General features: G+C 63.6%; 24 protein-coding genes and 1 tRNA gene. 10 read left to right on the top strand and 15 right to left on the bottom strand.

Annotation, left to right across the window (positions count from 1 at the left end; genetic code table 11):
• Window positions 1–7: 7 nt before the first annotated feature.
• The 3 genes from N7650_RS08525 to N7650_RS08515 form a co-directional block, all read right to left on the bottom strand.
• Entirely contained in the window at window positions 8–1,573 is a 1,566-nt protein-coding gene (locus N7650_RS08525) for a hypothetical protein (protein WP_279897863.1), read from the bottom strand.
• A 9-nt stretch (window positions 1,574–1,582) separates the two neighbouring features.
• Complete coding sequence (locus N7650_RS08520; RefSeq protein WP_037062133.1) at window positions 1,583–2,635, bottom strand: WYL domain-containing protein; 1,053 nt, start codon at window positions 2,633–2,635, stop codon at window positions 1,583–1,585.
• Window positions 2,636–2,743: 108 nt separating this feature from the next.
• Entirely contained in the window at window positions 2,744–2,884 is a 141-nt protein-coding gene (locus N7650_RS08515) for a hypothetical protein (RefSeq protein WP_279897861.1), read from the bottom strand.
• A gap of 213 nt (window positions 2,885–3,097) precedes the next feature.
• Here N7650_RS08515 and N7650_RS08510 point away from each other — a divergent pair, with 213 nt between their 5' ends.
• The 4 genes from N7650_RS08510 to N7650_RS08495 all read left to right on the top strand — a co-directional run bounded on the left by N7650_RS08510 (window position 3,098) and on the right by N7650_RS08495 (window position 7,796).
• A complete protein-coding gene (locus N7650_RS08510) occupies window positions 3,098–4,300 on the top strand; it encodes an MFS transporter (RefSeq protein ID WP_009406537.1) in 1,203 nt (400 codons plus the stop codon).
• 80 nt (window positions 4,301–4,380) lie between these two features.
• Complete coding sequence (locus N7650_RS08505; protein ID WP_009406538.1) at window positions 4,381–5,295, top strand: LysR family transcriptional regulator; 915 nt, start codon at window positions 4,381–4,383, stop codon at window positions 5,293–5,295.
• Window positions 5,296–5,522: 227 nt separating this feature from the next.
• Complete coding sequence (locus N7650_RS08500) at window positions 5,523–6,866, top strand: SPFH domain-containing protein (RefSeq protein ID WP_279897856.1); 1,344 nt, start codon at window positions 5,523–5,525, stop codon at window positions 6,864–6,866.
• 297 nt (window positions 6,867–7,163) lie between these two features.
• Window positions 7,164–7,796: a glutathione S-transferase gene (locus N7650_RS08495; RefSeq protein WP_009405970.1), complete on the top strand. Its 633-nt coding sequence runs from the start codon at window positions 7,164–7,166 to the stop codon at window positions 7,794–7,796.
• 58 nt (window positions 7,797–7,854) lie between these two features.
• Here the strand turns inward: N7650_RS08495 and ychF are convergent, their stop codons facing one another.
• The 8 genes from ychF to N7650_RS08455 all read right to left on the bottom strand — a co-directional run bounded on the left by ychF (window position 7,855) and on the right by N7650_RS08455 (window position 14,674).
• A complete protein-coding gene (gene ychF / locus N7650_RS08490) occupies window positions 7,855–8,955 on the bottom strand; it encodes a redox-regulated ATPase YchF (RefSeq protein ID WP_009405968.1) in 1,101 nt (366 codons plus the stop codon).
• A 21-nt stretch (window positions 8,956–8,976) separates the two neighbouring features.
• Window positions 8,977–9,561 carry an aminoacyl-tRNA hydrolase gene (gene pth, locus N7650_RS08485; RefSeq protein WP_009405966.1) on the bottom strand — a complete coding sequence of 195 codons (585 nt, stop codon included), beginning with the start codon at window positions 9,559–9,561 and terminating at the stop codon, window positions 8,977–8,979.
• Window positions 9,562–9,637: 76 nt separating this feature from the next.
• Window positions 9,638–10,231, bottom strand: coding sequence for a 50S ribosomal protein L25/general stress protein Ctc (locus N7650_RS08480; protein ID WP_279897852.1), 594 nt, complete (start codon window positions 10,229–10,231; stop codon window positions 9,638–9,640).
• A gap of 138 nt (window positions 10,232–10,369) precedes the next feature.
• Complete coding sequence (locus N7650_RS08475) at window positions 10,370–11,311, bottom strand: ribose-phosphate pyrophosphokinase (protein WP_009405962.1); 942 nt, start codon at window positions 11,309–11,311, stop codon at window positions 10,370–10,372.
• A gap of 48 nt (window positions 11,312–11,359) precedes the next feature.
• Window positions 11,360–11,434 (bottom strand) — tRNA-Gln (locus N7650_RS08470).
• Window positions 11,435–11,468: 34 nt separating this feature from the next.
• Window positions 11,469–12,317 (bottom strand): 4-(cytidine 5'-diphospho)-2-C-methyl-D-erythritol kinase, encoded by an 849-nt coding sequence (gene ispE / locus N7650_RS08465; RefSeq protein WP_009405960.1) that lies wholly within the window; start codon window positions 12,315–12,317, stop codon window positions 11,469–11,471.
• Between the two features lies 1 nt (window position 12,318).
• The gene (gene lolB / locus N7650_RS08460) at window positions 12,319–12,936 is read right to left on the bottom strand and encodes a lipoprotein insertase outer membrane protein LolB (protein ID WP_009405958.1); all 618 of its coding nucleotides are present in this window, start codon (window positions 12,934–12,936) and stop codon (window positions 12,319–12,321) included.
• Between the two features lie 4 nt (window positions 12,937–12,940).
• Window positions 12,941–14,674 carry a tetratricopeptide repeat protein gene (locus tag N7650_RS08455; protein ID WP_279897849.1) on the bottom strand — a complete coding sequence of 578 codons (1,734 nt, stop codon included), beginning with the start codon at window positions 14,672–14,674 and terminating at the stop codon, window positions 12,941–12,943.
• 177 nt (window positions 14,675–14,851) lie between these two features.
• On the opposite strand from N7650_RS08455, the gene hemA reads away from it, so the two are divergent.
• From hemA to N7650_RS08425, 6 genes are all read left to right on the top strand, one after another.
• A complete protein-coding gene (gene hemA, locus N7650_RS08450; protein WP_009405954.1) occupies window positions 14,852–16,129 on the top strand; it encodes a glutamyl-tRNA reductase in 1,278 nt (425 codons plus the stop codon).
• The gene (prfA, locus tag N7650_RS08445) at window positions 16,126–17,208 is read left to right on the top strand and encodes a peptide chain release factor 1 (RefSeq protein ID WP_009405952.1); all 1,083 of its coding nucleotides are present in this window, start codon (window positions 16,126–16,128) and stop codon (window positions 17,206–17,208) included. Before hemA ends, prfA begins: the two co-directional genes overlap by 4 nt.
• Window positions 17,209–18,039: a peptide chain release factor N(5)-glutamine methyltransferase gene (prmC, locus tag N7650_RS08440; RefSeq protein WP_279897845.1), complete on the top strand. Its 831-nt coding sequence runs from the start codon at window positions 17,209–17,211 to the stop codon at window positions 18,037–18,039.
• Window positions 18,033–18,788, top strand: coding sequence for a molybdopterin-synthase adenylyltransferase MoeB (locus tag N7650_RS08435; protein WP_009405949.1), 756 nt, complete (start codon window positions 18,033–18,035; stop codon window positions 18,786–18,788). The genes prmC and N7650_RS08435 overlap by 7 nt, the downstream gene beginning before the upstream one ends.
• Window positions 18,781–19,578, top strand: coding sequence for a glutamate racemase (murI, locus tag N7650_RS08430; protein ID WP_064303606.1), 798 nt, complete (start codon window positions 18,781–18,783; stop codon window positions 19,576–19,578). Before N7650_RS08435 ends, murI begins: the two co-directional genes overlap by 8 nt.
• A 121-nt stretch (window positions 19,579–19,699) precedes the next feature.
• Window positions 19,700–20,218, top strand: a complete 519-nt coding sequence (locus tag N7650_RS08425) for an acyloxyacyl hydrolase (protein ID WP_064303607.1) — start codon at window positions 19,700–19,702, stop codon at window positions 20,216–20,218.
• A 150-nt stretch (window positions 20,219–20,368) separates the two neighbouring features.
• Here the strand turns inward: N7650_RS08425 and N7650_RS08420 are convergent, their stop codons facing one another.
• The 4 genes from N7650_RS08420 to N7650_RS08405 are packed head-to-tail and all read right to left on the bottom strand — an operon-like array spanning window position 20,369 to window position 24,346.
• The gene (locus N7650_RS08420) at window positions 20,369–21,070 is read right to left on the bottom strand and encodes an SDR family NAD(P)-dependent oxidoreductase (RefSeq protein WP_279897842.1); all 702 of its coding nucleotides are present in this window, start codon (window positions 21,068–21,070) and stop codon (window positions 20,369–20,371) included.
• A 1-nt stretch (window position 21,071) separates the two neighbouring features.
• Window positions 21,072–22,499: a deoxyribodipyrimidine photo-lyase gene (phrB, locus tag N7650_RS08415; protein WP_279897840.1), complete on the bottom strand. Its 1,428-nt coding sequence runs from the start codon at window positions 22,497–22,499 to the stop codon at window positions 21,072–21,074.
• Window positions 22,459–23,400, bottom strand: a complete 942-nt coding sequence (locus N7650_RS08410) for a MerR family transcriptional regulator (RefSeq protein ID WP_279897838.1) — start codon at window positions 23,398–23,400, stop codon at window positions 22,459–22,461. The genes phrB and N7650_RS08410 overlap by 41 nt, the downstream gene beginning before the upstream one ends.
• Window positions 23,390–24,346: a DUF523 and DUF1722 domain-containing protein gene (locus tag N7650_RS08405; protein ID WP_279897836.1), complete on the bottom strand. Its 957-nt coding sequence runs from the start codon at window positions 24,344–24,346 to the stop codon at window positions 23,390–23,392. The genes N7650_RS08410 and N7650_RS08405 overlap by 11 nt, the downstream gene beginning before the upstream one ends.
• Window positions 24,347–24,446 lie beyond the last annotated feature (100 nt).

The raw sequence follows: 24,446 nt of genomic DNA, 5'->3' as shown, positions 1-24,446 counted from the left end.
CGTAGGGTCAGAGCACCAGAGGGGCATCGCTGTCCATGAAGGTGTCGAATTCGCTCTGCGAGCTGAACGCCAGCTGTTTGCCCAGCAGGGTGGCGTACTGGTTGATGGCGACGGCGAAGGCATCGCTGTCCGCGCCGTTCACCGCGACGAACAGCTGCGCGGTTTCCGTGCGCAACTGCGGGATCTCGCGGCGGGTGAATTCATCGAGACGGGCTTGTTCCTCGGCGATACGCTCGCGGGCGGCTTCCTGGATCATCTGCACGCGGGCCAGTTGCCGGCGGGACAATTCCACGTCGCGGGCGGCCTCGAAGGCGCACTGGTAGAAGCTCGACGACAGGGTGTAGCCGATCATGCCGCCAATGGCAGCGCCGACGAAGGGAATCGGCACGGCAATCTGGCCCAGCACCGCCATCATGCTGCTCGACAGCATGCCCGCGCCTTTCTCGCCGATTTCTTCGAGCAGTTGCGCTTCGCTGATCTCATCCTTGATGTAGCGATGAATGGAGGTCGTCAGCGACAGGCAGATGTTCACCACCAGCGCGGGCGCGTTGGTGCCGGCGAGGGTGCGCAGGGTCTGGCTGCTGGACTGCTGCATGGCGCCCTTGAGTGCGGAGCCGGCGAACGCGGTGCCATAGCCCAGTGCCGCTGCCTTGGCGGTGTCCAGCACTACGTCCTGGGCGGCCTCGCCCAGCTCCTTGGTGTCCTGGGCCACCTTGAATGCGTTGGTCAGCAAGGAGATGCTGCCGCCGATCAGCGCACCATACTTGGCCCCTTCGACACCGGCGCGGTGGCTGGTACGGGCGATGTCCTTGAGGGTTTCGCGCAGCGGACGCTCGGCGTAGTCGATGGCCTGGGCGGTATCCAGGCCGAGGTCGACGATGTCTTCGTCGGCCAGCTTGTCGAAGCGCTCGGCGCGCTCGCGGAACTTGGCGGCCACTTCGGGCTTGCCTTCGCTATCGAGCTTGTCGGCGCGGTTTCGCAGGTTCTGCGCACGGGTACGGCAGTAGGTCTTGGCTTCCTCCACCTGTTCGGTGGGCAGTTCGAGCTTCTTGCCGAAGTACTTGCTGTACTTGTGGTCCTCGTGGCTGACCTGGTTGGCCACCCGGTTGCCGTTGGCCTCGACCTTGGTCTGGGCTTCGTAGACGATCTCGCCGTCCTTCACCCGTACCCGGTCCACCGCCTCGCGGTACTTGCCGTCGGTCTCGATGCCGTAGTGCTTGAGATCATCGCTGCGAATGCTGCGCTCGCTCGACTTGTTGATGATCGCCTCGGCGTTCTCGCGGCTGGTGCTGGAGACTTCCGCCGCCCAGCCGGCGCGGTGCTTGACCCCGGTGTTCTCCTGGCTGATGCCCTTGAGGCCCTTGCTCAGCTTGACGCCGTGTTCGTTGTCGACGCCGGTGTAGGCCTTGACGAATTCGGCGTTGGCGCTGCCGTAGCGCGACACGGTTTCGCTGGCCGACAGCGCGGTGGCGGTGTTGGCCCGGTCGCGGGCGATGGCCTCGCGATCCGCTGGCGCGAGCGGTTGCTCCTCGGTGTCCGCGGTAGGCACGGGGGCAATGTCATTGAAGTTCATGCGCGCTCCTCAAAACGGGTCGCAGGTGGAAGAGGGCTGGCCGGGGTTGGCCGGCGTTGCATACAGGGCGGTGACTTTGTCCAGCTTGTCCTTGATCGCGTCGATCCAGGGTTGCGGCTCGTGCAGGCGGATGCTCTCGCCGAGGCCAAAGACCCACCAGAAGGTTTCCTGGTCGTCCGGTACCGTGGCCTGCAGGCGCTGCCAATCGCTGCCCGCAAGCGGCGTGAGGGACTGTTCGGCGCTCAGCGGGGTTTCGTGCAGCATCCAGGCGATCGACGGCGCGACATCGGCAACCAGGCGCTGCTGGCCGATCTGGCCCTTGTGGTTGAAGCCGCTGCGGATGAAGGTGTCCAGCTCGAAGCCGGCCGGCTCGACACAGGCCTGGTCCAGACAGGTCGCCTGCTGGATGCGGTGCATCGCGAACTGGCGCACGTCGCTGTAGCCTTCGACCCGGCCGACCAGGTAGCTGACCGCATGGCGCGACACGATGCCGCTGGGGTGAATGCGCAGGGCCTTGTGCTCGGCCTTGCTGCGGCTGTGGTAGCGGATGTCCAGTTGCCGCCTTTCGAGCACTGCCATGGCCACCTCGCTCCACACCGTGGCTTCCACGGCTGCCGGCAGCAGGGCCTTGCCGTTCGGGATCACCCGCACGCGCCCGGGCCAGTTGGCCAGGGGGTTGTGCTCCAGGCCCTGCAATTGCCGGTGGGCCAGGTCGAAGTGCGGCGCGAGCAGCTCAAGGATGCTCGGCGGCAACACCTTGTTCAGGTGGCTTTGCGCGAGGGCGAAGGCCAGTGCCGTCGGGGTGTCCAGCGCCGGGAAATCGAAGCGCGGCATGTCGCTGGGAAAGCTCCAGCGAAACGGCTTGCGGCTTTCATCGCAGTCGAGGGGGAAGTCCAGGCCCAGGCGTCCGATCAGGTCGCGTTGCAGGGTTCGCTGGTCGATATCGAAATTTTCGGCCTTGAGCTTTTTCAGCAGCTCGGTGGTGGAGATGCTTTTCGGCGCACGGGGAATCAGGCGTAGCAATGCCAAATGCCTGAACAACCGGTCCTTGGGATCTGACATGGGGGAAGAATCCGATCTGCCTTGAAAGTTCGCGGGTGCGACGAACATTCCTTTGTGGCCTTTTAACATCATCTTGTGCACTCCGCCAATAGTTCATCCGTCGAAGGTTCAGGCTGCGCCGTGTTGTCCGGCGCTATTACGGGACTTTTCCCGCTCCAGTTCCTTTTCCAGCTCGCTGAAGGCCTGGCGGTTTTTCATGGTGATCACGCCGATGACCACGCCGAGGGTGAAGCAGATCAGTTCTTTCATGACGGTTCGCTCGTTGACCGGGGTTGAGGCGATCATCCGGCGGGGCTGCGACAGCCTGCGTCGCACCTTGCAAAAAAAGCGAAAAAAACCACGACCGGACCAACCGGCTTTGCGCACGGCGCACCGCAGTTTTGCCGTGCGGACGGATTCCGTGGTGGCGCCAGGCCCTCTACTCTGGTGCCATTCCGTTCAGCCCTTTCGATGAGGTCCGCCATGTCCCTTGGCAATCCTGTCGCTGCCGAGTCCCGCTCGGCATTGGCGACACCCACGCTGTCCAGTTCCCTGGTGATCTTCCTGGCCATCTGCTGTGGCGCGGTGGTCGCCAACCTGTATTACGCCCAGCCGATCGTCGAGCTGATCGCCCCGTCGATCGGCCTGTCCAGCGCCAATGCCAGCCTGATCGTGTCGCTGACCCAGTTCGGGTACGCGATCGGCCTGCTGTTCCTCGTGCCCCTGGCCGACCTGCTTGAGAATCGCCGCCTGCTGGTGGGCTTCACCCTCGCGGCAGCCGTGTGCCTGGCGGGCGCAGCGCTGAGCACCACGCCATCGCTGTTCCTGATCAGTTCCTTGCTGATCGGCCTGACGTCGGTGGCGGTGCAGATCCTCGTGCCACTGGCTGCGCATATGGCGCCGGAAGCCTCTCGCGGACGGGTGGTCGGCAACATCATGAGCGGCCTGCTGCTGGGCATCCTGCTGTCGCGGCCGATCTCCAGCACCCTGGCCGAAGCGTTCGGCTGGCGCGGGGTGTTCTTCGGCGCTGCTGGCCTGATGGCGTTCATGGCCGTGGTCATGGGCCTGCTGTTGCCGCGCCGGGTGCCGACGCACCAGGCCAGCTACGCGCAACTGATCGGCTCGGTGTTCACCCTGGCCCGGCGTTACGCGGTGCTGCGCGAGCGCTCGCTGTACCAGGGGTTGTTGTTCGCCGCGTTCAGCAGCTTCTGGACCATCGCTCCGATCGAGCTGGTGCGGCATTACGGCTTCAGCCAGACCGAAGTGGCGATCTTCGCCCTGGTCGGCGCGGTGGGCGCGATCGCGGCGCCGATCGCCGGGCGCCTGGCCGACGCCGGACATGGCGTGCGCGGCACCCTGGCGGCCTTGCTGCTGGCGCCGCTGTCGCTGATCGCCGGTTCGCTGTCCGGGGCTGGCTGGTTGTGGATGGTGGTCACGGCGGTGGCCCTGGACTTTGCCGTGCAACTGAACATGGTGCTTGGCCAGCGCGAAATCTATGCCCTGGATCCGCATAGCCGGGCCCGACTGAATGCGGTGTACATGACCAGCATCTTCGTGGGCGGCGCCCTGGGCTCGCTGATCGCCAGCCCGCTCTACGAGCACGTCGGCTGGCCATTGTTCGCCTGCATGGCGGCCCTGCCACCGCTGGCCGCGCTGATCCTGTTCATCCTCCGTCCGCGTGGCTGAGCACGCTCATGCAAGCGCAGCGCGACGCTTTGCGGCACACTGCCCGGCCAGAGACATCAGCCGAAGCCAGGAGCCGGGCCGTGGACAAATTGCAGGCGTTGAGCATGTTCGTCGAAACCGTGCGCTGCGGTGGCTACTCGGCGGCAGCGCGCAAGTTGGGCGTGGCGACCTCTTCGGTGACCCGCCAGGTCGCCGCCCTCGAAGCCCAGCTGGGCACCACGCTGCTCAACCGCACCACCCGCCACAGCAGCCCGACGGTGGCCGGCCAGGATTACTACGACAAGGCCGTGGCCATTCTCGAAGCCCTGGCCGAGGCGGATGGCGCGGTCTTCGATCGTGGCAGCGAAGCGCGAGGGCGGTTGCGGGTGAACGTGCCGGTGGAGTTCGGTCGCCGGGTTATCGCGCCGCACCTGGGTCGTCTGCTGGCGCGGCATCCGGAACTGGAGATCAGCCTGACCCTCAGCGACCAGATGACCGACCTGCTCACCGAGCGGGTCGATTTGTGCGTGAGACTGGGCTCGACCCTCGGCAGCGAGGACGTGATCAGCAAGCCGATCGGGCGCTTCGAGCGCTGGCTGGTAGCAAGCCCCGCCTATCTGGAGCGAGCCAGCATCCCACGGCATCCGCTTGATCTGCTGGAGCACCAGTGCCTGGTGTTCGATTACGGCCCGGCGGTACAGAACTGGGTGTTCCGTGAAGGGGGCGACAGTATTCCGATCAATGTGCAGGGGCGCTTGCGCAGCAACAACGCCGATGTCCTGCGCGAGGCGGCAATTGCCGAGGGTGGCCTGGCGCTGCTGGCGGACTGGCTGGTTGCCGAGGACGTGCGGCGGGGCAGGTTGCTAAGGGTGCTGGAAGGGTTCGAGGCGAGTCCGGGCAGTGCCAGTTGTGCGATCAATGCGCTGTATCTGCCGAGCCATCGGGATTCGAGCCGGATTCGGGCGTTCGTGGGGTTTCTGGAGGAGATTCTCGCAACAGGTGCACCGTCGAGCTGAGAAGAAAGTTGACGGCCGGACACGGACTCTGTGGGAGCTGGCTTGCCAGCGATGGCGATAGTGAATTCACTACAGCTATCGCTGGCAAGCCAGCTCCCACAGGGTACGCGTTCGGCCATTTACCGCCTGCTTAATCCAGATGTTTCCCACGGTTCAGGCAGAATCCCCTCATTGCTGGGGAAATGCCCCCCAACGAGCATGCACGTCCCTCATTCAAGGAGACGTCCATGTCCAATCTTTCACTGCCAAACGTCGATCTACCCCGCGTCAGCCGCAAGACCATCGCCCTGGCCGCTATTCCCCTGATTGCCATCGGTGCCTGCGCCGCGTTGTTCAACCAGGTGTTCTTCTACAACGAAGCCGGCCAGATGGCCCACGTGCGCACGATCTTCGGCGAGGAGAAAGTGGTCGAGGACGTCGGTTACGCCACCCAGTGGTTCGGGCGCACAACGGTGTGGAAGCGCACCATTGGCGTCCAGTCGGCGTTGCAGGGCGATACCCATGCCAGCGGCAATCCGACGGTGACGGTCGGCACCTTGCCGATCGTGTTCCTTGGCAACGTCGATGCCAAGGCCGAGTTCAGCACCCAGTTCCGCATGCCGAGCGGCGAAGCCTTCCTGACCATCGCCCATGAGTACCGCACGCCGGAGAACTTCCTGCAGCGCGCCTTGCTCCCCGCGGTCAAGGAAACCCTGCAGGCCACCGCCTCGCTGATGAGTGCCGACGATTACTACGCCGGCGACCGCAACCAGTTTGGCGCCGAGTTCGAGAACCAGTTGCGTGATGGCCTGTACCTGACCAAACGCAAGGAAGTGCGGGTCCAGCGTGACCACTCGCCGGCGCAGACGGCGATCCTCCAGGCCGGCACCGATCAGGGGCAATACGGCGACAGCATCTCCACGCGCTTCGTCATCGAGAAGCTGCGCGACGAGCACGGCGTGGAAATCCGCAAGCAACAGCAGTTCCGCCTGTTCGGCGTGGATGTGGTGGACGCCCGGGTCACTCACATCGACCCAAATCCGCAGTATCAGGAGCGTATGGTCCGTGTGCAGCAGGCTCTTGCCGAGCTGGCCGTGGCCCGGCAGAACCGGCTCAAGGAAGAGGAGGAGAAGCAATTGGTCTCCGCCCGCGGTGCCAAGGATGTCGAAGCCAAGCGCCAGGAAAGCCTGCGCCAGCAGATCGAGCGCACCACCCAGGCCGAGACCGAAAAACAGCTCACCCTGATCAATGCCGAACGCGAGCAGCGCCGCGCCGAGATCGAGAAGAAAACCGCCGAACTGCTGCGGGACAAGGCCCGGGTGACAGGTGAAGCGACCAAGATAACCGCTGATGCCGAAGCCTATGCCCGGGCGGCGTCGATCAAGGCCGACGGTGCGTTGCAGGCGAAGCTCGATGCGTTGGTGCGGATCAACCAGGCGTGGGCCGAGGCGGCAGCTCGTGCACCGGTGCCGTCTGTCATGATGGGCGCCGCTGAAGGCGGAGTCGGACGCCAGGATGAGATGGGCAATCTGATGAGCGTGCTGGCGACCAAGGCGGCGCGGGATCTGGCGGTGGATCTGCGAACCGAGTAAGTCTCGGTACTGGCAATTGACCCTTCCCACACAGGCATGCTTTGCTCCGAAGGCTTGCAAGCAACCAACGGCTACGCGGTCACTGTAGGAGCTGGCTTGCCTGCGATGGACCGCAAGGCGGTCCCGAAACCTGCCGTATCGGATCGGCTGTCCAAGCGCGATCAGATCGGCGCTGAATCCAGAGTTGCTGGCTGGCTCCTGCTCGTGCTGGAGGGTTCCAAGACCGCTTTGCGGTCCATCGCAGGCAAGCCAGCTCCTACCTGGAACGCGTCGTTTTCCAAGGGGAAAGGGAGCGTCATGTCAGAGTTCAAATTGCATTGTTTTGCCGAGTCCGGGAACGCCTACAAGGCTGCGTTGATGCTCGAACTGAGTGGCCTGGACTGGGAGCCGGTGTTCGTCGATTTCTTCCACGGACAGACACGCCAGGCTGGCTGGCGCGACGAGGTCAACGAGCAGGGCGAGGTGCCGGTGCTGGAACATGCCGGGCAGACGCTGACCCAGTCGGCCTTGATCCTCGACTACCTGGCCGGGTACAGCGGTCGTTTCGGGCCGCAAAGCGAGGAGGAGCGCCGCGAGATCTGGCGCTGGATGCTCTTCGACAACCACAAGTTCACCTCCTACTACGCCACCCTGCGCTTTATCTACGGGCTGAAGCACAGCGGCGAGACGCCGGTCACCACCTTCCTTCGCGAACGCGCAAAGGCGGCCTACGAGATCGTCGATGCGCACCTGGCCAAGCGTTCCTTCATGCTCGGCGAGCGCCTGACCATTGCCGACCTGTCCCTGGCGGGCTATGTCTTCATGCCGGAAGACACGGGCATGGACCTCGCCGTATACCGTCATATCGAGGCGTGGAAAGACAGGATCCGCGACCTGCCGGGCTGGAAGTCACCCTATGAGCTGATGCCGGGCCGGTCGGCGCAGGCCTGAAAACGAAAAGCCCCCTGGAGCCGAGGCTCACAGGGGGCTTTTCATTTCAGCGCAGGAATCAGACGTTGAAGCGGAAGTGCATCACGTCACCGTCCTTGACGATGTAGTCCTTGCCTTCCAGGCGCCATTTACCGGCTTCCTTGGCACCGCCTTCACCCTTGTACTGGATGAAGTCGTCGTAGGCGACCACTTCGGCGCGGATGAAGCCTTTTTCGAAGTCGGTGTGGATCACGCCGGCAGCCTGTGGCGCGGTGGCGCCGACGCGCACGGTCCAGGCGCGGACTTCCTGCACGCCGGCAGTGAAGTAGGTCTGCAGGTTGAGCAGGGCGTAGCCGGCACGGATCACGCGGTTCAGGCCAGGCTCTTCCAGGCCCAGGGCCTCGAGGAACATGTCCTTCTCTTCGCCTTCGTCCAGCTCGGCGATTTCAGCTTCGATCTTGTTGCATACCGGCACCACCACCGCGCCTTCTTCTTCGGCAATGGCACGCACCACGTCCAGGTGCGGGTTGTTGTCGAAGCCGTCTTCGGCCACGTTGGCGATGTACATCACCGGCTTGCTGGTCAGCAGGTGGAAGCCGCGGATCACCGCCTTCTCGTCGTCAGCCATGTTCTTCATCAGGCTGCGCGCCGGCTTGCCTTCGGTGAAGTGCGGAATGAGTTTCTCGAGGATGGCTTTCTGCGCCAGGGCTTCCTTGTCGCCGCCCTTGGCGTTGCGCGCGACCTTCTGCAGTTGCTTCTCGCAGCTGTCGAGGTCGGCGAAGATCAGTTCCAGGTCGATGATCTCGATGTCGCGCTTGGGGTCGACGCTGTTGGAAACGTGGATCACGTTCTCGTCTTCGAAGCAGCGCACCACGTGGGCGATGGCGTCGGTCTCGCGGATGTTGGCGAGGAATTTGTTGCCCAGGCCTTCACCCTTGGACGCGCCCGCCACCAGGCCGGCGATGTCGACGAACTCCATGGTGGTCGGCAGGATGCGCTGTGGCTTGACGATGGCCGCCAGGGCGTCCAGGCGGGCGTCCGGCATCGGCACGATGCCGCTGTTCGGCTCGATGGTGCAGAAGGGGAAGTTCTCCGCCGCGATGCCGGATTTGGTCAAGGCGTTGAACAGGGTGGACTTGCCGACGTTGGGCAGGCCGACGATGCCGCAATTGAATCCCATGGTGAATCCCTCTTCGTGAAGTCAGGCCTTCTGGCTGTGCAGCTCTCTCATCGCACGCGCCCATTCGCCGGCGAGGATGTCCGGCAGCACGCCGAGGGCAAAATCGATACTGGCGTCGAGCTTGTCCTGTTCGGCGCGGGGCGCCTTGCCCAGGACGAAGTTGGACACCAGCTTGGCATCACCCGGGTGGCCGATGCCAAGCCGCAGACGGTGAAAGTCGTTCTTGTTGCCGAGCTGCGCGATGATGTCGCGCAGGCCGTTGTGCCCGCCGTGGCCGCCACCCTTCTTGAGTTTGGCGACGCCGGGAGGCAGGTCGAGTTCGTCGTGGGCCACCAGGATGGCATCTGGCTCGATACGGAAGAAGTTGGCCAGAGCGGCAACGGACTGGCCGCTGCGGTTCATGTAGGTGGTGGGGATCAGCAGGCGAACGTCGTGGCCCTGATGGCTGAATTTTGCCGTCAGGCCGAAATACTTGCGGTCAGCGGTCAGGTTGACGCGCTGGGCGCTGGCAATGCGTTCAACGAAAAGAGCCCCTGCGTTATGCCGGGTCTGTTCGTATTCGGGGCCCGGGTTTCCCAGGCCGACGATCAACTGGATGGCGGTCACGTCAGGGGCTCTTCCTTGGAGTTGGGGATTGCGGCATCAGCACCGCAATCCGGGCAACACCGGCGAACCGAGTGGGTTACTCGGCAGCGCCTTCTGCTTCAGGAGCAACGCGCGGAGCGTGAACGTTGGCAACGGCCTTGTCATCACCGTGGGCCAGAGCAACGAACTCTACGCCTTTCGGAGCTTTCAGGTCCGACAGGTGGACGATGGTGCCGATTTCAGCGTTGGCCAGGTCAACCTCGATGAACTCAGGCAGGTCCTTGGCTTCGCAGGAAACTTCGATCTCGTTCAGGGTGTGGGAGATCTCGCCGCCTTTCTTGACCGGAGCTTCTTCGTTGATGAAGTGAACCGGAACAACGGCGGTCAGTTTCTGGCCGGCAACGACGCGAACGAAGTCAGCGTGCATGATGAACTGCTTGGCTGGGTGACGCTGCATTGCCTTGACAATGACGTTCTGCTTTTTGCCATCGACGTTCAGTTCGATAACGTGGCTGAAGGCAGCTTCGTTTTCGAACAGCTTGGCGATTTCCTTGGCCAGGATGGTCACGGACTCGGCGTCCTTGTTACCACCGTAGACAACGGCAGGGATGCTGGCGGCATGACGCAGGCGGCGGCTCGCACCTTTCCCCAGGTCAGTACGCGCTTGGGCGTTCAGGATGAAATCGGTCATTTTGTATCTCCAAAATTAGCCTGTTCCGAATGGGGCTTGCGACCAGCGCCAAAGCGGAAAGGGCAAAAAAGCCCCGCCCCAACAACCGGTGTTGGGGCGGGGCGCTTTACGTCAACGGATGTTCGCGAGGCTGATGCCTTAGCGGAACATCGCGCTGATCGATTCTTCGTTGCTGATGCGGCGAACCGCTTCGGCGACGACCGGTGCGATATCCAGTTGACGGATACGGTCACAGGCTTGTGCAGCGGCGGACAGCGGGATGGTGTTGGTCACCACCAGCTCGTCGAGCACGGAATTCTCGATGTTCTCGATCGCGCGACCGGAGAGTACAGGGTGCGTGCAGTAGGCGTAAACCTTGGCAGCGCCGTGTTCTTTCAGGGCCTTGGCCGCATGGCACAGGGTGCCGGCGGTATCGACCATGTCGTCGACCAGAATGCACGTACGTCCTTCGACGTCACCGATGATGTGCATCACTTCGGAGTGGTTGGCCTTCTCGCGGCGTTTGTCGATGATACCGAGATCCACGCCCAGGGACTTGGCGACGGCGCGTGCACGCACGACACCACCGATGTCCGGGGAGACGATCATCAGGTTCTCGAAACGCTGGTCTTCGATGTCATCCACCAGGACGGGGGAGCCGTAGATGTTATCTACCGGAATATCGAAGAACCCCTGGATCTGGTCAGCGTGCAGGTCGACGGTGAGAACACGGTCGATACCTACGACGGTGAGCATGTCAGCGACGACTTTGGCGCTGATTGCAACACGCGCCGAACGCGGACGGCGGTCCTGGCGGGCATATCCGAAGTAAGGAATCACAGCGGTGATTCGGGACGCTGAGGAGCGGCGGAAGGCGTCGGCCATCACTACCAGTTCCATCAGGTTATCGTTGGTTGGCGCGCAAGTCGGCTGAATGATGAAGACGTCCTTACCGCGAACGTTTTCATTAATCTCAGTGCTGATTTCGCCGTCGGAGAACTTGCCGACAGAAACATCACCCAGTGGGATATGCAGCTGACGTACGACACGCCGAGCCAGATCGGGGTTGGCGTTCCCCGTAAAGACCATCATCTTGGACACGCGCAGTACCTGAAGGCTGAGGGTATACCTGGATGAGTATAAGGAAAATGGCAGGGGCGGCTGGATTCGAACCAACGCATGGCAGGATCAAAACCTGCTGCCTTACCGCTTGGCGACGCCCCTGTATCTGTTGCTGCGAGTACCTGGTACTCGATTCCTAGCGCAGACTTCGTAGCTTGCGATGCAACATCGAAACATTGCTTCCCTTTGCCACGAACCCTGTTTGGGTCTCTGCAAGAAGGGCCAAAACTCTATCAGCTTCAGCTTTGTCTGGGAAGGCCCCAAACACACAACTTCCAGTGCCGGTGAGTCTTGCTTCAGTGAATTTGTTTAACAAATTCAAGGCGTTACGTACTTCTGGGTAACTTTGCTCAACTACCGCTTGACAGTCATTTCGACTGTTTCCCTCGGGAACGGGGCGCACTTTAATGGGCTTTGAATTACGTGTCAACAAAGGATGCGAAAAAATTTCCGCCGTACTTACAGACACTTGCGGAACCAGCACGACGTACCAGGGCTCGTGCGGATCGACGGGCGTGAGCTTTTCCCCCACGCCTTCGGCAAAGGCCGCATGGCCGCGAACGAACACCGGCACGTCGGCGCCCAGGCCCAGGCCGAGCTCGGCGAGCCGGTCTTCACCGCAGCCGGTCTGCCACAGATGATCGAGGGCGAGCAGGGTGGTCGCCGCATCCGAGCTGCCACCGCCGATGCCGCCGCCCATGGGCAGCACCTTGTGCAGCCAGATGTCGGCACCCAGCGTGGTGCCGGTCATTTGCTGCAGCTTGCGCGCGGCACGGACGATCAGGTTGCTGTCGTGGGGAACGCCGGCGATGTCGGTGTGCAGGCGGATCTGGCCATCCTCGCGCACGGCGAAGTCCAGTTCGTCGCCATGGTCGAGGAACTGGAAGAGGGTTTGCAGCTCGTGATAGCCATCGGCGCGGCGCCCGAGGATATGCAGCATCAGGTTGAGCTTGGCCGGGGCCGGCAGGGTCAGGCGCTCGCTCATTTCAATGCCCCAGCTGGCGCGGTTGCCATTCCTTGAGGACCACGGTCACGTCCAGATCCTGGCCGTGCATCTTGATCCGCTCGGGCAGCCAGTAACCATTCTGTTCGGTGTAGCGGGTGTATTCCACTTGCCAGCCGTCCTGCTCCAGGCTGGCCAGGCGGCTGTCGCCGTCGAGGGTCAGCCGGCTCTTGCTGTCCGGCGCAGGCAGGCCGCGGACCCACCAGACCAGGTGCGATACCGGCAATTCCCAGCCGAGTTGCTCGGCCAGCAGGGTTTCCGGAGTCGGTGCCTCGAAGCGGCCCTGGTTGGCGACTTCCAGCACCACCTGGCCCGGGCGCCCGGTCAGGCGTGCGGCGCCGCGGCCCAGCGGGCCGGACAGGCGGATATCGTAATAGTCCTGGCGTTGCAGCCAGAACAGTGTGCCGCTGCCGGAGTCCTTCGGCGCGCGGATGCCGACCTTGCCGTTGATCTGCCAGCCGTCGAGGGTGCTCAACCGGGCTTTATGTTCTTTCCACAGTTGTGGACTGCCCTGGCCCTGGACGGCTTCCTTGGAACCGAAGCCGGCGCAACCGGCGAGCAGGGCGATCAGGCTGAAGGTGAGCAGGTGGCGCAAAAACATAGGCTTAAAGGGTCTCGGATCCGGTCAGGCGCAGGATGGTCTTGCGCAGGATAGGGCTGTCGGGCTGGGCTTCGAAGGCCTTGGCCCAGACCTGGCGGGCTTCGCGTTGCTTGCCGTTGGCCCAGAGCACTTCGCCCAGGTGGGCAGCGACTTCGTGGTCGGGGAAGCGCTCCAGGGCACGGCGCAGCAGGCGCTCGGCCTCGTCCAGGTTGCCCAGGCGGTAATTGACCCAGCCCAGGCTGTCGAGCACGGCCGGGTCGTCGGGGGTCAGTTGGTGGGCTTTTTCGATCAGTTGCCGGGCTTCGGCGTAGCGCGTGGTGCGATCGGCGAGGGTGTAGCCAAGGGCGTTGAGGGCCATGGCGTTTTCCGGCTCGCGGGCGATGATGGCGCGCAGGTCTTTTTCCATCTGCGCCAGATCGTCGCGCTTTTCGGCGAGCATGGCCCGGGTATAGAGCAGGTTGAGATCGTCCGGATACTGCTTGATGGCGCTATCGAGGACGCGTCGGGCCTGGTCTTCCTTGCCGTTGTTGCCCAGGGTCTCGGCTTCGATCAGGTACAGCTGGATGGCGTAGTCGGGCTGGCTGTCGCGGGCCTGGTCGAGGCGGCGGATGGCTTCGTCGGTGCGGCCGTTGGCGATGAGGATATCGGCCTGGCGCAGTTGCGCCGGCAGGTAATCGTTGCCGGCGCCGACCTGGGCGTATTCGCTGAGGGCACCTTCGAGGTCGTTGCGCTCTTCGCGGATGCGCCCGAGGTTGAGGTGCGCGGCATCGACGTGGCTGTCACGGTCGATCAGGTCCTGCAGGTAGCCGGACGCCTCGTCGTAGGCCTTGGCCTCGAGGCTGACGAGGGCCAGGGAATAACGCAGTTCGTCGTCGTCCGGGTATTGCTGGAGCAGGCTGGCGAATTCGTTCTTGGCATCGTCGATGCGGTCCTGCTCGACCAGCATGCGGGCGTAGGTCAGGCGCAGGCGCTTGTCGTCGGGGTTGCGCGCGATGCTCTTGCGCAGCAACGGCAGGGCTTCACCGCCGCGGTCGAGGCTTTGCAGCAGGCGTGCGCGCAGCAGGACCGGGGCGATTTCGCTGTCCTGCTGCGGCGGATGGGCTTCGAGCAGGGCCAGGGCCTCCTCGGATTTGCCGTCCTGTTGCAGAAGCAGGGCCTTGCCGAATACCAGCTGGCTGTTGTCGGGGTATTTCTGCAGCAGGCGATCGAAGCTCTTGAGCAGGCCGTCGCGGGTGTCCTGGTCGGTTTCCGCGGCCGACAGGGCAAGGAAGTCGAAATGGGTATCGCCTTGGCCCTGCAGGACCTTCTCCATGTAACTCATGGAATCGTCGTAGCGCCCTGCGCGGGCAAGCTGGATGGCCGCGGCGCGCTGCGCATCGATGTTTTCCGGGTCGTTCTTCGCCCACAGCAGCGAAGCCTCCAGCGTCGACTGGTCGGCGCCCAGGTATTCGGCAATGCGGAAGGCGCGCTCGGAAACGCCGGCGTCCTGGGTCTTCTCGGCCTGGACCATATAGTTGTCCAGGGCGATGTCGAAGCGATTGCGCTGCCCGGCCAGTTCCGCGACCAGCAGGCTGTAGAGCGTGTCCTGGGTGAACGAGCCGTACACCGTCGGCTCTGGCCTGGCCGCCGGCGCGGCGGCTTGCTCGGCGGCAGGCGACGAGGCCTCCCCGGAACCCGGCAGGGCCTGGCAGCCCTGGAGCAGGGCGAGGGCGAGCAGCAACGCGGAAGATCTATTCATAATGAGGATTTTGAGCGACTAACCTGCGGTCGGGCCATCATGACACAAGCGCCTGGGCAAACCCACTTCGCGATGGCGTTATGCATACAGTCTATAGAGACAATCGCGAGCGGTGGTTGTTCTCGATCCAGCGAAGTAGGACAATTATCGGCTTCACGTCACAACCAGCGACCTTGAATGGCCTTTCTTGCCCTCGGTATCAACCATAAGACTGCCTCGGTAGACGTACGCGAGCGCGTGGCGTTTACCCCCGAGCAGCTGGTCGAAGCCTTGCAGCAGCTCTGTCGACTGACCGCCAGCCGCGAAGCCGCGATCCTTTCGACCTGCAATCGCAGCGAACTGTACATCGAGCAGGACCACCTGGCGGCCGACAGCGTCCTGCGCTGGCTGGCCGATTATCATCAGCTGAGCGTCGAGGAGCTTCGGGCCAGCGCCTACATCCATGAGGACCACGACGCGGTCCGGCACATGATGCGGGTCGCATCCGGGCTCGACTCGCTGGTGCTCGGCGAGCCGCAGATCCTCGGCCAGATGAAGTCGGCCTACGCCGTGGCGCGCGAGGCCGGTACTATCGGCCCGCTGCTGGGGCGCCTGTTCCAGGCCACCTTCAACGCGGCCAAGCAGGTACGCACCGACACCGCGATCGGCGAGAACCCGGTATCGGTAGCCTTCGCCGCGGTGAGCCTGGCCCGACAGATCTTCAGTGACCTGGGGCGCAGCCAGGCGCTGCTGATCGGCGCCGGCGAAACCATCACCCTGGTCGCCCGCCACCTGCATGAGCAGGGCGTGCGGCGCATCGTCGTGGCCAACCGGACCCTGGAGCGTGCCAGCACCCTGGCCGAGCAGTTCGGCGCCCGTGCGGTGCTGCTGGCGGACATTCCGCAGGAACTGGTCAACAGCGATATCGTCATCAGTTCCACCGCCAGCCAGTTGCCGATCCTCGGCAAGGGCGCGGTGGAGAGCGCCCTGAAACAGCGCCGGCACAAGCCGATCTTCATGGTCGACATCGCCGTGCCCCGGGATATCGAGCCGGAAGTGGGGGAACTGGACGACGTCTACCTCTATACGGTCGATGACCTGCACGATGTCGTCGCGGAAAACCTCAAGAGCCGCCAGGGCGCTGCCCAGGCCGCCGAGGAACTGGTCTGCGCCGGCGTCGAGGACTTCATGTCGCGCCTGCGCGAACTGGCGGCGGTGGATGTGCTGCGCGCCTATCGCCAGCAGAGCGAACGGCTGCGCGACGAGGAATTGCAAAAGGCCCAGCGCCTGCTGGCCAACGGCGCCAGCGCCGAGGACGTGCTGGTGCAGCTCGCCCGCGGCCTGACCAACAAGCTGCTGCACGCTCCCAGCGTGCAACTGAAAAAGCTCTCCGCCGAGGGCCGCGTCGATGCGCTGGCCATGGCCCAGGAACTCTTTGCCCTCAACGAGGGCCCCACGGATAAAACCCCGCAATGAAAGCGTCGCTGCTGAAAAAACTGGAGATCCTCCAGGACCGCTTCGAGGAACTGACCGCGCTGCTCGGCGATGCCGAGGTCATTTCCGACCAGACCCGCTTCCGCGCCTATTCCCGGGAATATGCCGAAGTCGAGCCGGTGGCCGCCGGGTATGTGCAATGGCGCAAGCTGCAGGATGATCTCGAGGGCGCGCAGGCCCTGCTCAAGGACAGCGACCCCGACCTGCGCGAGATGGCCATCGAGGAAGTCCGTGAAGCCAAGGAGCAGTTGCAGGCGCTGGAAGACCAGTTGCAACGCATGCTCCTGCCGAAAGACCCGAACGACGGACGCAACGTATTCCTGGAAATCCGCGCCGGCACCGGCGGCGACGAGGCGGCGATCTTCTCCGGCGACCTGTTCCGCATGTATTCGCGCTACGCCGAGCGGCGCGGCTGGCGCCTGGAAATCCTCTCGGAAAACGAGGGCGAACACGGCGGCTACAAGGAAATCATCGCCCGGGTCGAAGGCGAGGCGGTGTACGGCAAGCTCAAGTTCGAGTCCGGCGCGCACCGCGTGCAGCGGGTTCCCGAGACCGAGTCGCAGGGCCGCATCCATACCTCCGCCTGTACCGTTGCCGTGCTGCCCGAGCCCGACGAGCAGGTCGCCATCGAGATCAACCCGGCCGATCTGCGTGTGGATACCTATCGCGCCTCCGGTGCCGGTGGCCAGCACGTGAACAAGACCGACTCGGCGATCCGTATCACCCACTTGCCCACCGGTATCGTGGTCGAGTGCCAGGAAGAGCGCTCCCAGCACAAGAACCGTGCCCGGGCGATGTCCTGGCTGTCGGCCAAGCTCAACGACATGCAGACCAGCGCCGCGCAGAATGCCATGGCGTCCGAGCGCAAGCTGCTGGTCGGCTCCGGCGACCGCTCGGAACGGATCCGTACCTACAACTATCCACAGGGCCGGGTCACCGACCACCGCATCAACCTCACCCTGTATTCGCTGGACGAAGTCCTGGCGGGGGGCGTTGATGCCGTGATCGAACCGTTGCTGGCGGAATACCAGGCCGATCAACTGGCCGCACTGGGTGATTGAATGACCATTATCGCCAGCCTGCTCCGCAGCGCGGAGCTTCCCGACTCGCCGACACCGCGCCTCGACAGCGAATTGCTCCTGGCCGCAGCCATCGGCAAGACCCGCAGCTACCTGCACACCTGGCCGGAGCGTATCGTCGCCAGCGAGGCGGCGCAGACCTTCGCCGGGTATCTGCAACGGCGCCGTGCCGGTGAGCCGGTGGCCTATATCCTCGGCCAGCAAGGCTTCTGGAATCTTGATCTGGAAGTTGCCCCGCATACCCTGATCCCGCGTCCGGAAACCGAGCTGCTGGTAGAAACCGCCATGGCCCTGCAGCCTGCCGCCAAGGCCCGCGTCCTCGACCTCGGCACCGGCACCGGCGCCATTGCCCTGGCCCTGGCCAGCGAGCGTCGTGAATGGCAGGTCACCGCCGTGGATCGCGTGGCCGAGGCCGTGGCCCTGGCCGAGCGCAACCGCGAGCGCCTGCAACTGGACAACGTCAGGGTGCTGCAAAGCCACTGGTTCAGTGCCCTGGACGGACAGCGTTTCGAGCTGGTCATCAGCAATCCGCCCTATATCGCTGCCGAAGACCCGCACCTGGTTGCCGGAGACGTGCGTTTCGAGCCGAGCAGTGCGCTGGTGGCCGGCGCCGATGGCCTGGACGATCTGCGCCAGATCGTCGACGAAGCGCCTGCGCACCTGGTCGAAGGCGGCTGGCTGCTGCTGGAGCACGGTTACGACCAGGCTGCGGCGGTGCGCGAGTTGCTGGCTCGACACGGCTTCGAGCAGATCGAAAGCCGCCTTGACCTCAATGCGCACGAGCGCATCACCCTGGGGCGCCTGCCGTGCTGACCGACGAGGAACTGCTGCGCTACAGCCGGCAGATCCTGCTGGCGCAGATCGATATCGACGGCCAGTTGCGCTTGAAGAATGCCAGCGCCCTGATCGTCGGGCTCGGCGGTCTCGGTTCGCCGGTCGCCTTGTACCTGGCAGCGGCGGGAGTCGGGACCTTGCACCTGGCGGATTTCGATACGGTCGACCTGACCAACCTGCAGCGGCAGATCATCCATGACGGCAGCACGGTCGGCCAGCCCAAGGTGGACTCAGCGTTGGCCCGCTTGCGCGCGCTGAACCCGGATATCCGGCTGGTCGCCCATCCTCGCGCGCTGGACGCAGACTCCCTTGCCGCAGCGGTGGATGCAATCGACCTGGTGCTGGATTGCTCCGACAACTTCGGCACTCGTGAAGCGGTCAACGCGGCCTGCGTCAAGGCCGGCAAGCCACTGGTCAGCGGCGCTGCGATCCGTCTGGAAGGACAGTTGTCGGTGTTCGACCCACGGCGCGCGGATAGTCCCTGCTATCACTGTCTTTACGGCCACGGCAGCGACGCGGAACTGACGTGCAGCGAAGCTGGCGTCGTCGGGCCGCTGGTCGGGCTGGTCGGCAGCCTGCAGGCGCTGGAAGCGTTGAAACTGCTCGCCGGATTCGGCGAGCCGCTGGTGGGGCGCCTGTTGCTGGTGGATGCCTTGGGCACGCGTTTCCGCGAGCTGAGGGTCAAGCGCGATCCGGGTTGCACGGTGTGCGGGAGCCAACATGGTTGATGCCTCGGCGCCGGTCGGCGTATTCGATTCCGGCGTTGGCGGCCTCTCGGTCCTGGCCGAGATAGCCCGGCTGCTGCCCAACGAGTCGCTGCTGTATGTCGCCGATTGCGGGAACATTCCCTACGGGGAAAAATCCCCTGAGTTCATCCGTCAGCGTTGTCGCACTGTTGCCGGTTTCTTCCAGGAGCAGGGCGTCAAGGCCCTGGTGTTGGCGTGCAATACCGCGACGGTGGCCGCCGCCGCCGACCTTCGCGAGCAATTCCCGCACTGGCCGCTGGTCGGCATGGAGCCTGCGGTCAAGCCGGCGGCCGCAGCGACCCGCAGCGGCGTGGTCGGCGTGCTGGCCACTACCGGTACCTTGCAAAGTGCCAAGTTTGCGGCATTGCTCGATCGCTTCGCTACCGATGTCCAGGTGGTGACCCAGCCATGCCCCGGCCTGGTGGAGCGCATCGAGTCGGGTGACCTGAACAGCCCGGCGCTGCGCCAGTTGCTGCAAGGCTACGTCGAGCCTTTGCTGGCTGCCGGTTGCGACACCATTATCCTCGGCTGCACCCACTATCCCTTCCTGCGTCCGCTGCTCAGCCAGATGGTTCCGCCCAGCGTGGCAATCATCGACACCGGGGCCGCAGTCGCCCGCCAGTTGCAGCGCCTGCTGGCCGAGCGCGAGCTGCTTGCCACCGGTCCCGCCCGGCCGGCGGAGTTCTGGACCAGCGCGGATCCCCAGCATCTGAAAAACATCCTGCCGTTGTTGTGGAAAAAATCGGACCTTGTGCGAAGCTTCTGCCGGTAATCGACAAATTTTTCACAAAAAGTCGAAAATCCACTGAACTCCTTTGTAAGCGCTGATTTCTGATACGTTGTCTGATGGGACAAAAAACCAACAAGCAGGATTTCTATAAAGGACGTTTCTCATGAAGAAACTGATTTGCGCGGCTGCATTTGCAGTTGCAACCCTGGGGCAAGCATTCACCGCACAAGCTGCGGACATTACCTTCGCAGTCGGCCAGACCAGCGATTCGACCATGACCTATCGTCTCGGCCTGGAGTCCAACTGGGACGCCAGCTGGTGGCAGACCAGCGTCGGTCGCCTGACCGGCTACTGGGATGCTGGCTACACCTACTGGGACGGTGACGAAACCTCGAGCAACCACAGCCTGTCGTTCGCGCCGGTGTTCGTCTACGAGTTCGCTGGCGGTTCGGTCAAGCCTTATATCGAGGCGGGGATCGGCGTCGCGGCATTCGCCCACACCAAGCTGGAAAGCAACAACCTGGGCGGCTCCTTCCAGTTCGAGGACCGCATAGGCTTCGGTCTGCGCTTTGCTGGAGGGCATGAGGTCGGTGTCCGGGCAATCCATTACTCCAACGCCGGCATCAGCCAGCCCAACGACGGTGTCGAAAGCTTTGCCCTGCATTACCGCATGGCGCTCTGAAGATTGATGAACTGAAAGAAACCCCGCCGGATATGGCGGGGTTTCTTTTTTTGTGTCGTTTTTACGGGCCTCATCGCTGGCAAGCCAGCTCCCACAGGGATCGCGTGCACCGCAAACCCTGTGGGAGCTGGCTTGCCAGCGATGAGGCCCTCAGGTTCGCCGCAAAGGCCACAGGCTGCTTACCGACATGGCTTCCAGCACCATCTCCGGCATTCGCTGCGGCAGCCGGTCGATGATTGCCAACGCCGCCGTGTCTGCCGTCCACCGCTGCGGCAGAGCGATCGTCGAGATCACCGGCTTCTTCACGGTTTGCGGCGTAACCAGGGTCAGGTCTATTTCCTGTGGCGCCAGGCGACTGCGCATTTCGCTGAACCACTGGCCCAGGCTGTTATGTGCCGTGGGACTTTGGCTGCCTTCATGCTGCTGAAGCGCGGTGATGCTGCTGAGGATCCCCACGACATGCGGCTTCCTGCCGGCCAGCAGCAGCGGCACGGCGTTGCCCAGGCAATAGGTGCTGGCGCTGACGTTGCTGGTGATCAGCGCTTCGAACATCGCCGTACCGCTGGACGCTCCGTCGAGGTAATCGCAGGTACCCGCATTGAGGATCAGCAGGTCCAGCGCAAACCATTCTTGCTGGATGCGCACGCTCATGGCTTCGGCGTCGGTGGCCTCGGCGAGGTTGCCGTGCAGCTCCAGGCAGCCGGGGATCAGGTGCTCTGGCAGGGGCTCGAAGGGCGTCCGCCCGCTGATTGCCACACGGTGACCGAGGGCAAGCAGGTGCAAGGCCAATGCATGACCGAGGCCGTTGCTGGCGCCGGTGACCCAGATTCGTTTGCTGTGCTCGGTTGTCACGTTAGTACTCTACTTCTTGTTCTTTCGGGAGTTGTTTGAATGCCTCGATGGCCCTGCGGCGGCTCATGCCCAGATCGACAATGGGTTGTGGATAACCCTTTACCGAAAACAGGCCGCCAGGGCTGTGGATTTCCTTGTCGTCGAGGTCTTTCAGCTCCGGCAGCCAGTGTCGCAGGAAGCGCCCCTTTTTGTCGAAGCGTTCCGACTGACTCACCGGATTGAATACCCGAAAATATGGCACTGAATCGGTTCCGGTCGAGGCGCTCCATTGCCAGCCACCGTTGTTGGCGGCGAGGTCGCCGTCGATCAGGTGGCGCATGAAGAATGCTTCACCCTTGCGCCAGTCGATCAGCAGGTTCTTGCTCAGGAACATCGCCACGACCATACGCAGACGGTTATGCATCCAGCCCGTGGCGAGCAGTTGCCGCATGGCGGCGTCGACGATCGGCACGCCGGTGCGGCCTTCCTGCCAGGCCTTGAGATCTTCGGGGGCATCGCGCCATTGCACTGCCTCGGTGGCCGGACGGAAGGCGCGGTGACGGGAAACCCGTGGATACCCCGTCAGCACATGCTTGTAGAACTCGCGCCAGAGCAGTTCGTTGATCCAGGTAACCGCGCCGGGGTTGCCGCTCTCGAACTCGCCGTGATTGTGCGCCAGCGCCGCGTGCAGGCACTGGCGCACCGAGACCACGCCGGCCGCGAGATAGGGCGAAAGCTGGCTGGTGCCGTCCACCGACGGTATATCGCGCTGCTCGGGATAGTCGGCCATGGCGTCCTGGGCGAAATCCTCCAGACGCTTGCGGGCGTGGCGTTCTCCTGCCGGCCATAGATCGCGCAGCGTGTCGCAGGGGAGCGCGAAGCCTTCGATGGCTTCGGGAATGGCATCATTGGTTGCTGCTGGCCTGTCCTGCTTGCGCGGTAGCCGCTGCAACGGGGGCAGAGCATGGTGCAGGCGCTGGTAACAGGCCTTGCGGAACTGGGTGAAGACCTTGAAGTAACCATCGTTCCTGGTCAGCACCGTGCCCGGCTTGAACAGCAACTGGTCGAGGTGGCTGTGCAGGCGAATGTCGTGACGCTGCAGCAGCTCGCCAACCTGGCGGTCACGCCGGGTTTCGTTGATGCCGTATTCCTCGTTGACGTGCACATCCTGCACGCCGTGTGCCTGGCAGACCTCCAGCACCACCTGCGGCGCGTCTCGCCAATGCTCGGCATGGCGGATCAACAGCGGGATATTGTAGTGGGCCAGTGCTCCCTGCAGTTCGCGCAGGTTGCGCAGCCAGAAATCCACCTTGCACGGCGCGTCGTCGTGTTCTTTCCATTGCCCGGGGCTGACCAGCCACAGGGCCAGGGTCGGCCCGCGTTCGCTGGCGGCGCACAGTGCGGTGTTGTCATGGATTCGCAGGTCGTTGCGCAGCCAGATCAGTTGCATTCAGGGTTTCCGTGGAGATAGGGGCAGCAAGCGCTCCCAGGCCGTGCAGGCAACGCTGTGCCGCCAATGGCGTATCGAGCAGATGCCAGCCTGGGTCGTCGCCCAATGCTTGCTTATGAAGGATGACAGCAGCGCCGAACAGGAGTTTCGGCACCTCGAGCGGGTTCAGGTCGCGACGCAGTTGCTCGCAGTCCGCAACTGTATTGACGCTGAGCAGCAATGCCCCGGCGCCGAGGCGTTCTGCTGCCATGGCCAGGTCGCGCCCATGCAGCGGGAGATCGAAGACCTCCACCGGGCAGCCAGCATCGCTGACCAGCCAGGCGCACAGCCACAGGTGCGGATCGATGGCCTGATTGCCGGTGCTGAGCAAGAGCACCGGTACGCCGTTGAGCTGGCGGTTGTTGTGGTAGACCCGCAAGCCCAGCTTGCTGCGCAGCCAACTGTGGAAAAATGCCCGTTCCACCTGGGCGTAGGGATGGACCTGCCAGCGTACTTCCAGTTGGTCCAGCAACGGCAGCAGCAGTTGTTCGCACAGGGTGGCCGCCGGATACAGCGCCATGGCCTGGTTGAACTGCTGGTCGAGCTGACGCTCGCCAAGGTGGGCGATGCAGTTGGTCAGGTGTGCCGACAGCACGGACCAATCGTCTCCCGTATTGCGCCCTGCCGGTGGCGGATCGGCTTCCAGCAACGGCAAGACCTGGCTGACCGCGACACCGCGGTTTAGCCAGGACACGATCGCCTGGATCCGCTGTACCTGGTCGCTGCTGTACAAGCGATGGCCCTTGCTGGTGCGCTGCGGCACCACCAGGCCGTAGCGCCGTTCCCAGGCGCGCAGGGTGACCGGGTTGACCCCGGTGAGGCGGGCGATTTCGCGGATTGGCAGCAGTTGATCAGATGGCATTGCGCAGGCTCAGGTTTTCCGGATGCGGTTGCAGGTAGACCTGGGCCAGCAGGTAGGGATCGGGGTGATGTCGCAGATGATGCTTGAGCAGGGTCATCGGCACTACCAGCGGTACCACGCCGGCCATGTACTGATCGATCAGGCGGCGGATTTCCTGCTTGTCCTGTGGCCCGAGGAAGTCCCGCAGATAGCCGCTCAGGTGCATCAGCACGTTGCCATGGGTGCCACGGCTGGCACAGCGTGACAGGGCGCTCATCAATTGGCTGAAATAGCGCGTGCCCAGTTCCTCGGGATCGTCCTGGCGCGTCATGCTGCCCAGCAGCTTGCCGAGTACCTTGTACTGTTCGGGGTTGTGCGCCATCAACTGGTACTTGTAGCGCGAGTGGAAGGCGATCAGTGCATGCCTGCTCAGCCCCTCGCTGCGCAGACGCTGCCAGTCGGCATAGGCCAGTACCCGGGTAATGAAGTTTTCCCGCAGCACCGGGTCGTGCAGGCGGCCTTCTTCTTCCAGCGGCAGGTCGGGGCGCAGTTCGCGAAAGCGCGCGGCATAAAGGCCACTGGAGAGCTGCCGTGCCGGATAGCCGTTGGCCTGGTAGACCTTGATGCGCTCCAGGCCGCAGGACGGAGATTTCTGCATGAAGATGTAGCCGCAGATGTCGTTCAGTCCCCCGGCGGTTTGCTCAGCGTAGGCGCGCAGCGCGTCGGAAACGTCCAGGGACGGATCACGGCTGCCAACGGCCCGGGGATTTTCCGGGTCACCGCTGAGATGGATCGCCGCGCGTGGCGTGCCAAGGCCAATGGCCACTTCCGGACAGACGGGCAGCAGTTCGAAGTGCTCGGCCAGCACATCGGTGCACAAACGGGACTGCTTGTGGCCGCCATTGAAGCGGACTTCTGCCCCTGCAAGGCAGGCGCTGAGGGCTATTTTCGGCTTGGTGTGGGACATGCGCTGACAACCTTTCTTGTACAAAGATAAAAACATGTACAACTTACGCCTAGCATAGGCTCAAGGTTGTACAAGTCAATATCCCTGTAGAGGTCGCAAT

Source organism: Pseudomonas sp. GD04058, assembly GCF_029836855.1.
GTDB lineage: Bacteria > Pseudomonadota > Gammaproteobacteria > Pseudomonadales > Pseudomonadaceae > Aquipseudomonas > Aquipseudomonas bharatica.
The sequence above is the reverse complement of the archived record's forward strand: the minus strand, read 5'-3'. Positions and strand labels throughout refer to the sequence as shown.

What these genes read in the sequence shown, in the direction of transcription:
- N7650_RS08525 (WP_279897863.1), bottom strand. Translation starts at nt 1,573, where the DNA reads ATGAACTTCAATGACATTGCCCCCGTGCCTACCGCGGACACCGAGGAG.
- N7650_RS08520 (WP_037062133.1), bottom strand. Translation starts at nt 2,635, where the DNA reads ATGTCAGATCCCAAGGACCGGTTGTTCAGGCATTTGGCATTGCTACGC.
- N7650_RS08515 (WP_279897861.1), bottom strand. Translation starts at nt 2,884, where the DNA reads ATGAAAGAACTGATCTGCTTCACCCTCGGCGTGGTCATCGGCGTGATC.
- N7650_RS08510 (WP_009406537.1), top strand. Translation starts at nt 3,098, where the DNA reads ATGTCCCTTGGCAATCCTGTCGCTGCCGAGTCCCGCTCGGCATTGGCG.
- N7650_RS08500 (WP_279897856.1), top strand. Translation starts at nt 5,523, where the DNA reads ATGTCCAATCTTTCACTGCCAAACGTCGATCTACCCCGCGTCAGCCGC.
- N7650_RS08495 (WP_009405970.1), top strand. Translation starts at nt 7,164, where the DNA reads ATGTCAGAGTTCAAATTGCATTGTTTTGCCGAGTCCGGGAACGCCTAC.
- ychF (WP_009405968.1), bottom strand. Translation starts at nt 8,955, where the DNA reads ATGGGATTCAATTGCGGCATCGTCGGCCTGCCCAACGTCGGCAAGTCC.
- N7650_RS08480 (WP_279897852.1), bottom strand. Translation starts at nt 10,231, where the DNA reads ATGACCGATTTCATCCTGAACGCCCAAGCGCGTACTGACCTGGGGAAA.
- ispE (WP_009405960.1), bottom strand. Translation starts at nt 12,317, where the DNA reads ATGAGCGAGCGCCTGACCCTGCCGGCCCCGGCCAAGCTCAACCTGATG.
- lolB (WP_009405958.1), bottom strand. Translation starts at nt 12,936, where the DNA reads ATGTTTTTGCGCCACCTGCTCACCTTCAGCCTGATCGCCCTGCTCGCC.
- N7650_RS08455 (WP_279897849.1), bottom strand. Translation starts at nt 14,674, where the DNA reads ATGAATAGATCTTCCGCGTTGCTGCTCGCCCTCGCCCTGCTCCAGGGC.
- hemA (WP_009405954.1), top strand. Translation starts at nt 14,852, where the DNA reads ATGGCCTTTCTTGCCCTCGGTATCAACCATAAGACTGCCTCGGTAGAC.
- prfA (WP_009405952.1), top strand. Translation starts at nt 16,126, where the DNA reads ATGAAAGCGTCGCTGCTGAAAAAACTGGAGATCCTCCAGGACCGCTTC.
- prmC (WP_279897845.1), top strand. Translation starts at nt 17,209, where the DNA reads ATGACCATTATCGCCAGCCTGCTCCGCAGCGCGGAGCTTCCCGACTCG.
- murI (WP_064303606.1), top strand. Translation starts at nt 18,781, where the DNA reads ATGGTTGATGCCTCGGCGCCGGTCGGCGTATTCGATTCCGGCGTTGGC.
- N7650_RS08425 (WP_064303607.1), top strand. Translation starts at nt 19,700, where the DNA reads ATGAAGAAACTGATTTGCGCGGCTGCATTTGCAGTTGCAACCCTGGGG.
- phrB (WP_279897840.1), bottom strand. Translation starts at nt 22,499, where the DNA reads ATGCAACTGATCTGGCTGCGCAACGACCTGCGAATCCATGACAACACC.
- N7650_RS08410 (WP_279897838.1), bottom strand. Translation starts at nt 23,400, where the DNA reads ATGCCATCTGATCAACTGCTGCCAATCCGCGAAATCGCCCGCCTCACC.
- N7650_RS08405 (WP_279897836.1), bottom strand. Translation starts at nt 24,346, where the DNA reads ATGTCCCACACCAAGCCGAAAATAGCCCTCAGCGCCTGCCTTGCAGGG.